Annotated in this window: 5 protein-coding genes and 1 pseudogene; 4 read left to right on the plus strand and 2 right to left on the minus strand. The window is 54.7% G+C overall.

The window, feature by feature from the left end:
- Nucleotides 1-8 precede the first annotated feature (8 nt).
- The 3 genes from IB258_RS19230 to IB258_RS19240 all read left to right on the plus strand — a co-directional run bounded on the left by IB258_RS19230 (nucleotide 9) and on the right by IB258_RS19240 (nucleotide 2,463).
- Nucleotides 9-944 carry an alpha/beta hydrolase gene (locus tag IB258_RS19230; RefSeq protein ID WP_192353044.1) on the plus strand — a complete coding sequence of 312 codons (936 nt, stop codon included), beginning with the start codon at nucleotides 9-11 and terminating at the stop codon, nucleotides 942-944.
- A gap of 68 nt (nucleotides 945-1,012) precedes the next feature.
- Complete coding sequence (locus IB258_RS19235; RefSeq protein WP_192353045.1) at nucleotides 1,013-1,651, plus strand: SDR family oxidoreductase; 639 nt, start codon at nucleotides 1,013-1,015, stop codon at nucleotides 1,649-1,651.
- A gap of 185 nt (nucleotides 1,652-1,836) precedes the next feature.
- A complete protein-coding gene (locus IB258_RS19240) occupies nucleotides 1,837-2,463 on the plus strand; it encodes a tyrosine-type recombinase/integrase (RefSeq protein WP_192353046.1) in 627 nt (208 codons plus the stop codon).
- A 119-nt stretch (nucleotides 2,464-2,582) separates the two neighbouring features.
- On the opposite strand, the gene IB258_RS19245 is transcribed toward IB258_RS19240, so the two are convergent.
- Both IB258_RS19245 and IB258_RS19250 read right to left on the minus strand, forming a co-directional pair.
- On the minus strand, nucleotides 2,583-2,822 hold the full coding sequence (locus IB258_RS19245; RefSeq protein WP_192353047.1) for a hypothetical protein: 240 nt from the start codon (nucleotides 2,820-2,822) through the stop codon (nucleotides 2,583-2,585).
- A gap of 335 nt (nucleotides 2,823-3,157) precedes the next feature.
- A complete protein-coding gene (locus tag IB258_RS19250) occupies nucleotides 3,158-5,566 on the minus strand; it encodes a hypothetical protein (RefSeq protein WP_192353048.1) in 2,409 nt (802 codons plus the stop codon).
- A gap of 228 nt (nucleotides 5,567-5,794) precedes the next feature.
- Here IB258_RS19250 and IB258_RS19255 point away from each other — a divergent pair.
- Nucleotides 5,795-5,911, plus strand: a pseudogene (locus tag IB258_RS19255) (helix-turn-helix domain-containing protein); the annotation flags it as partial.
- Between the last annotated feature and the right edge of the window lie 125 nt (nucleotides 5,912-6,036).

Below are 6,036 nucleotides of genomic sequence, written 5' to 3' on the forward strand. Positions count from 1 at the left end.
GTTCTACTATGAGCAACGCCACCATCCAGACTGTCCGCTACCCCAACCTGGGCTGGGACACCGCAGCCGACATCTACCTGCCGCCCGGCTTCGACAGCAACAAAAAATATCCAGCCATTGTCAGCACCCACCCCATCGGCAGTTGCAAGGAGCAGACCGCAGGAAACGTATACGCCAAAGGCTTGTCCGAGGCCGGCTTTGTCGTGTTAGTGCACGATGCGAGCTTCCAGGGCGCTAGCGGCGGCATGCCCCGGTTCATCGAGGATCCGGCCATCCGCGTTTCCGACATCCGCATTGCGGTCGATTACCTGCAATCGCTGCCCTATGTGGACGCCGAGCGCATCGGCGCCATAGGCGTCTGCGGCGGCGGCGCCTACACCGTGCATGCCGGCATCACCGACCACCGTCTCAAGGCGTTGGTGTCCATCACCGGGGTGAACTACGGCCGCCTGATCCGCGAAGGCTTCGCACAATTCAAGCCGCTCGAACTGGCCCAAGGCATTGCGCAGATGCGGACTGCCCAGGCCCAGGGCGCCGCCCGCGACGCGGCCAATCTGCTACCCGATTCAGTAGATGCGGCACGCAAAGCTGGCACCACCGACATCGACGTGCTCGAAGCCACCGATTACTACAAGACCGCACGCGGCCAGCAACCGAATGGCGCCACCAGCCAGCTGATGTCGTTCAGCGGAGCAGCCATGGGCTGGGACGCATTCCTGCACGCGGAAGTGCTGCTCACCCAGCCGCTGATGGTAGTGATTGGAGACAAGCCCGGCGGCTTTGGCGCCTATCGCGATGGCTGGGAAATCTACAGCCGCGCAGCTTCGCAGGACAAGCACATCGTCGTTGCAGAAGATTGGTCGCACTACGACCTGTACGACAAATCCGAACCCGTGGCCATCGCCATGGCGCAAGTCGTGCCATTCTTCCAGCAGCGCCTGTAATCGATGGCGGCTCGCTTGCGGGTGCCAATGGCACCCGTTGCCATCGTCAAATGTATTTCGGAGCACTTATGAAAAATGTCCTCATCCTCGGCGCCAGCGGCCAGATTGCCCAATGGGTCGTCAAGGCGCTTGCCGATGACCCGAGCATCAGTCAGACCCTGTTGCTGCGCGACCCCAAAAAGCTGACGGGCAACGAGCCCATCAACGCCAAGGTCGTGATCGGCAATGTGCTGGACAAGAAGCTGCTTCAGAGCGCCGTGGTCAACCAAGATATTGTCTATGCCAACCTCATCGGCGAGAACCTGGATAAGCAGGCCCAGGCGGTTATCGCCGCCATGCAGTCCGAAGGCGTCAAGCGCCTAGTTTTCGTGCTGTCACTGGGCATCTACGACGAGGTTCCGGGCAAGTTCGGGGACTGGAACCGCGCCATCATCGGAGAAGACCTCAAGCCCTATCGCCGAGCGGCAGACCTGATCGAGACCTCCGGCCTCCAGTACACCATCGTACGCCCGGCGTGGCTGATGGATAAAGATGAAGTGGACTACGAGCTGACTGCCAAGAACGAGCCCTTCAAGGGAACCGTTGTTTCTCGCAAGAGCGTGGGTAACTTGATCGTCGGCATCATCGCCAATCCAGAGATGCATGTGGGTGCCAACCTGGGCGTGAACAAGCCGCATACCGACGGCGACAAGCCGTACTTCATGTAAAGCCATGATGGCGCAACACTTGAGCCAGCCCAATCCGAGGTTTAGGCTGGCATATGAACTGATTCAGCGATGGTCAGTTCTTGAACACTGACATACACCGAGAAAACGCGAACGGCGGAAATGGGTCGGATAGCGCTCCTCCGTAGGAGCACACTGAATCTCCCTTTACTCAAAAGGAGATTGTCATGGAATCCGCGAATGCCGCCGTTGACCGTCGTGTGCCATGGAACAAGGGAAAGCTCACCGGGCAGAAGCCGCCCCTAAAACTCCGAGAAATTTGGGCAATTCGAATGAGACTTCAGATGGCTTCGAACACCCGAGAACTCGCGATGTTCAATCTCGCAATTGATAGCAAGCTTCGAGCATGCGATCTCACGCGATTGCAGGTACAGGACATCCGTCACGGCAGCCACGTAGCCGCGAGAGCTACCGTCATGCAACAGAAGACCCAGCGTCCGGTCCAATTCGAGATTACGGAGCAAACCCGTGAGAGCCTTGAAGCATGGATCGAAGCGCGAGGGCTTAAGGCGGCGGATTTTCTGTTTCCGAGCCGGTTGCATACGTCGCCGCATCTGTCGACGCGGCAGTACGCCCGGATTGTGCATCGCTGGGTCGCGTCGATTGGCCTCGACGATACCGCATATGGAACCCACACTATGCGCCGTACAAAAGCCTCGCTGATCTACCGCCGGACGAAGAATCTTCGGGCTGTACAGCTGCTGCTCGGGCATACCAAGCTGGAAAGCACAGTTCGCTACCTTGGCATCGAGGTCGACGATGCTCTTGAGATGGCTGAACAAACAGAGGTTTGATGCATCCCGGCCGGCGAGTGGTCGCTTGCCGGCCAGTAGCGGACGATCAGCGGACTGAACCAAAGCAGCCACGCTATCCGGCGCGCATGATGCTGAACGCGAATACGTGCGTCACCTGCTCACTCGTAGATTTTCCCGCAGTACAAGAAAGTGGCGAACTGATGCCAGAGGTTGGAAGCTTGAAGCCCTTGAGCAACTCCAAAGTTACTATCTTCAGCCCATGCAATGGCACCGTGGAGGAAGGCTTCTATCGTTGTATTTTCCCATTCGCCATTTGGTATGTACTCCGCCAAAGCACGAGCAAAAACGAGAAACGTCTTGGCATCGCTAACCTGAGCCAATTGATGATGAAGCTCCACAAGTTTCTCCGCTCAAAGCTATGGGTGATAAGGCGAATTGTCCACCAAAAAGTCACCGCCTGCTGCGGGTCGGGAGCTGTCTGTCATCGACCGCCGCTTCCGGCCAAATGCTGCCAGTGGCTGCGAGTGAAAGCGGACGTTCGACTTTTGACAACAGAGGCTCGATCCGGCTTGCCGAGGCGAGTCCTCTCCATGAAAGATTAGACATCGCTGCTCTTTGCCTGCCGATCAGCGATGAGCCCGCGAGAGGTTGTCGTACCTGAGACGGAGGGCACCAACAGCGAAACCGCTGACGTCCGCTTAACCAACCGCTTGGCTGGTAACAGATCTCCCTCCTAGTTGTCCTGTAACAAAAAACCGTGTACGTAAATGCCTGGGCGAAGCTTCTCGGTCAGAGTCTCGTAGGCTACTTCGAACGGTTTGAAGTCCACCGGCGTGAAGTCCCCACTCGCGTTACGCGCTCGTAGAGCATTTCGTATTTGGTACCATCCGACGTCGGTACGCTCTAAGTGCCACTTTGCGCGAGTGCCGTGCGAATCAGTGTGGTCAAAATATGCTGTCCATAATTTACGACCTTCCTCCAAGACCTGAGCGGACTCAACTGATAGGCTCATTCCGGCCAGATGCCTCGACATGAAGTCGGATTCAAACGCACTCGGAGCTCCTACCTCGGCCTCAGTAAATGGAACGAAGTGGTTTACGAGTGTCCATGAGCGCGAATTCCACTCTAGTCCCTCGGCACTCGCGGTGAGGTTACTAGAATTGAACAGGGTCCAAAGTACACAGTCCGAAATAAATTCTGCAGGCAACGAGGCTTTGGGCGAGAGGAGCTGGTCGCGATCGTTAACCCAGGACTGTTTAACGATTCGCCGTGCAGTAAACACCACCGCCACCTGATCGAAGTTGTGGCGTGTCACTAGCATGCCCCCAGCACTGCAATACCCAGAAGAAAACAGGGCGGTGTTGGTACCGGCATTCTGCAGGTCAGAGCCTTTGCACATGAAGCCCCCTATGGCATCGTCAGCCCACTTTGTACCCCGCACGTCTTTGGTGCTGGTGGTTGGCGTCAGCGCGTTCTTCAAGGGGAGGGCATCCTCGCCATTGGGGCGCACCCGCTCAATCCACTCACCAAGCAATTGCCCTGGGTTCGTGAAGAATGTTTTGGCACCAATTGGCTTGGCGAAGCGATCAACCACCTCTGTTACGATTTCGGACAAGGGCGGAACCATGCGATCCGGCGGCTCATGTTTCCAAACAAGGAAACCGATAGGAAAATCGCCCTTGAGCCCCTCAAATGCCTTGCTATGGATAATGAAGCCGCCGAGGTAGCGCGCATTCCAGCGCCTGCGGAAAGTTTCAAAGTTTGGCGCATTAACATGCTTTAACTTGCTGAAGCAAGCTATGGTGGCATGCGGAATTTCCCTAGAGATACGAACAAGGAACTGCACGTAGAGTTCGCGAGCAGCGTAGCCGTAGCCGGCCATGCTCTTGCCCATCATCGTCGCGGCCACCTCCGATTTCGCTTCTGCATCACCATTACCTCTGTTTGCGCCCGCGTTGGCTGCCTCTGCGTATGGAGGATTGATGAGCACCAAGAGCTTCTTGCCCTTGGCTATCGCCTCGCGAAGAGACGCTGGCACCTTGTTAGTCTTGGTGTAGTCTATGAAGCCGTTCTCGTCCAAGTCATCGTTGAGATAGTCGTACTGAAACCGTGCGGCCGCCGCACACGTCTTTGTTGATACCATCATCGCTAAATCGGTTTCGTCCAGAGTGGACATAAACACATTTCGATGGTTCGAATGCTTAACCTCAAGATTGCCTACGCCGCAGCACATATCCCAAACGATGTATTCTTTTTGCCAGTCCGGTCCTAGCAGATAGGACAGCGTGTCGTAGGCCTTGTCCACCGTCGACAACGAAGTGTAGTAAGCCCCCTTGAACATGCGTTCGTCATAAGCAATGAGACTGTCCCGACGCTCCAGAAGATAGTCTCGATACTCCTCTTTTGGCGGACGGTGATAGATCGCCCAAAACCTTCGGTATCCCTCTCTATTTCCCAACCTGTAAAACTTCCGACGCAGCACGAAAGCGGGTTGCCCATCAATCTGAGCCAAGCTAGCAGGCATGTCCTTGTACGTCGATACATTTCCGTCATGCATAACGTCCGCATAGAACAATAATGCGTGGTCTTCGGCATTGACTCCTTGGATCTCCTTTCCGATGAGTTCCACCCACCTGTCAAAAACTTGCCGTAAGTTGGCAGGGCTGATCTGGACACGAATAATGTCTCCAGACCGGATCGCCGCCTTCATCGTTTGGATAAATTCCGCTTCGTTTGTAGCAAGCCGAAACGACACGAAGTGCGTTCCGATGTAGGCCGAGACTTCTTGCAGCGCCTCCTGCGTAAATTTGCTAGCACTTGTTCCCCACTTGATAGTTTTTCTCTCAAGGAAGGGGATAACGTCCGCCGACTTCATGATAGATGCTTTTTCTGTATCTATAACTGCCAGAAACGGCGGCACCTTGTCACCTTTATTTAATGCGACTTGGACGTAGTGCAACAACTGCGTGAATTGGGCATATGTACTGTATTTTCCAGTGTGCTTTGCTTCTAACCATACTTCATCGGTTTGAATATCGATCAAACCTTTGGTATAGGACTTCAGATTCAACGCCTTGATGTAGGCGTCTTTAACGTCTTCCTCAGTCTTCACATGCTTCAAATCTTCGTACAAGCTAGCCACGGCAACAACCCTCCAGGTTACGTAATGATACCCAATCCAGAGGGTATTTACTCACTCTAGAACCGAAAACTCTAAGCTCCTAAGTTGGTAAAGCGATAGTCAGAAGGTGATGGCAAGCTGTTGACTTGCAGGCAGAGTTGACCCACTTCTACGTTTGATTTGTATCTAATTCTGACCCATCTCGTGAACACTATTCTTATCCTGCTCGGTACCGTGCAGGAAACAGGAGTGATCGACGTGGCTCTTCTCAGCATTATTCGCCGTTGGCACTTGCGTGATCATGTCTCTTTACGAGAGATTGCCAAGCGACTTGGCATATCGCGCAACACGGTGCGACGCTATCTGTGTTGGTTTGCACTGAAAACTGACCCAGCGTTTGCATCGAAAACTGACCCAGCCCTAATTTGATTGGGAAAGGGTTGCCACAGATTTGGCTGTTTTACGCTCCTTTTTGGGCTGTGTGCTGCTGT

The organism is Achromobacter sp. ACM02 (assembly GCF_014851605.1).
GTDB classification, from domain to species: Bacteria; Pseudomonadota; Gammaproteobacteria; order Burkholderiales; family Burkholderiaceae_B; genus Achromobacter; species Achromobacter aegrifaciens.